General features: G+C 53.0%; 1 rRNA gene (cut by a window edge). It reads right to left on the reverse strand.

What is annotated here, in order from left to right:
• Positions 1 to 26 precede the first annotated feature (26 nt).
• A 23S ribosomal RNA gene (locus ABLE86_RS22730) occupies positions 27 to 2,500 on the reverse strand (it continues 326 nt past the right edge of the window).

A 2,500-nucleotide genomic window follows, 5' to 3' on the forward strand; every position in this document is an offset into this window, starting at 1 on the left:
TGATGCGATGAACACAAGTAATGAGAACGATCAAGCCAATCGAGCTATTAGTACCGGTAAACTTCATGCATTGCTGCACTTCCATACCCGGCCTATCAACGTGGTCGTCTTCCACGGCTCTCAGGGAATACTCGTTTTCAGGTGGGTTTCCCGCTTAGATGCCTTCAGCGGTTATCCCGTCCGTATATAGCTACCCTGCAATGCGGCTGGCGCCACAACAGGTCCACCAGAGATACGTCCATCCCGGTCCTCTCGTACTAGGGACAGATCCTGTCAATATTCCTACACCCACGGCAGATAGGGACCGAACTGTCTCACGACGTTCTGAACCCAACTCACGTACCGCTTTAAATGGCGAACAGCCATACCCTTGGGACCTGCTCCAGCCCCAGGATGCGATGAGTCGACATCGAGGTGCCAAACAACCCCGTCGATATGGACTCTTGGGGGTCATCAGCCTGTTATCCCCGGCGTACCTTTTATCCGTTGAGCGATGGCCCTTCCACACGGGACCACCGGATCACTATGACCGACTTTCGTCTCTGCTCGACTTGTCAGTCTCGCAGTCAGGCAGGCTTATGCCATTGCACTCAGCGACCGATTTCCGACCGGTCTGAGCCCACCATCGCGCGCCTCCGTTACTCTTTAGGAGGCGACCGCCCCAGTCAAACTACCCACCATACATTGTCCCGGACCCGGATGACGGGCCGCGGTTAGACATCCATGACGATAAGGGTGGTATTTCAAGGGTGGCTCCACACCAGCTGGCGCCGATGCTTCAAAGCCTACCACCTATCCTACACATGCCGACACGAATGCCAATGTAAAGCTATAGTAAAGGTGCACGGGGTCTTTCCGTCTAACCGCAGGAACCCCGCATCTTCACGGGGAATTCAATTTCACTGAGTCTATGCTGGAGACAGCGGGGAAGTCGTTACGCCATTCGTGCAGGTCGGAACTTACCCGACAAGGAATTTCGCTACCTTAGGACCGTTATAGTTACGGCCGCCGTTTACTGGGGCTTCGATTCAGAGCTTGCACCCCTCCTCTTAACCTTCCAGCACCGGGCAGGCGTCAGACCCTATACGTCGTCTTGCGACTTCGCAGAGCCCTGTGTTTTTGATAAACAGTCGCTACCCCCTGGTCTGTGCCACCCTCATCTACTTGCGTAAACAAGGGTCACGCTTCTTCCGAAGTTACGCGTGCAATTTGCCGAGTTCCTTCAGCATAGTTCTCTCAAGCGCCTTGGTATACTCTACCAGTCCACCAGTGTCGGTTTCGGGTACGGTCTATACGTGGGAGCTATTTCCTGGGACCACTTCGCTGCCAGATCAATCCAATAAGACCTGACAACACACATGATCCGTCACTACCCACAGGCCCACGAATATTAACGTGGTTCCCATCGTCTACGCATGTCTGCCTCGACTTAGGGGCCGGCTAACCCTGCTCAGATTAACTTTAAGCAGGAACCCTTGGACTTTCGGCGGGGGTGTCTCTCACACCCCTTACGTTACTCATGTCAGCATTCGCACTTCTGATACCTCCACAGGTCCTCACGGATCCTGCTTCATCAGCTTACAGAACGCTCCGCTACCGCTTGCACTTAAAGTGCAAACCCAAAGCTTCGGTGTATGGCTTGAGCCCCGTTACATTTTCGGCGCAAAGACCCTTATCTAGACCAGTGAGCTGTTACGCTTTCTTTAAATGATGGCTGCTTCTAAGCCAACATCCTGGTTGTTTTGGGATCCTCACATCCTTTCCCACTTAGCCATAACTTGGGGACCTTAGCTGTTGGTCAGGGTTGTTTCCCTTTCCACGACGGACGTTAGCACCCGCCGTGTGTCTGCCGACTAGTACTCCCAGGTATTCGGAGTTTGGTTAGGTTTGGTAATCCGGTGAGGACCCCTAGCCCATCCAGTGCTCTACCCCCTGGGGTATTCGGTCGACGCTCTACCTAAATAGATTTCGCGGAGAACCAGCTATTTCCGAGTTTGATTGGCCTTTCACCCCTAGCCACAAGTCATCCCAAACTATTGCAACAGTTATGGGTTCGGTCCTCCAGTAAGTGTTACCTTACCTTCAACCTGCTCATGGCTAGATCACTCGGTTTCGGGTCTAATGCGTCGAACTGAACGCCCTGTTCAGACTCGCTTTCGCTACGCCTACACCTACCGGCTTAAGCTTGCTCGACACACTAAGTCGCTGACCCATTATACAAAAGGTACGATGTCACCATTTCAGGCTCCATCTGTTTGTAGGCAACCGGTTTCAGGTACTCTTTCACTCCCCTTGTCGGGGTGCTTTTCACCTTTCCCTCACGGTACTAGTTCGCTATCGGTCATGCACGAGTACTTAGGCTTGGAGAGTGGTCTCCCCATGTTCAGACAGGATTTCACGTGTCCCGCCTTACTCAAGGACTTTTGCTCGCATTACGCGTACGGGGCTGTCACCCATTCTTGCCCAACTTTCCAGATGGTTCCGCTTGTCTCACAAAAGC

It is taken from the genome of Mesorhizobium sp. KR2-14 (genome assembly GCF_040049255.1).
Taxonomy (GTDB): domain Bacteria; phylum Pseudomonadota; class Alphaproteobacteria; order Rhizobiales; family Rhizobiaceae; genus Pseudaminobacter.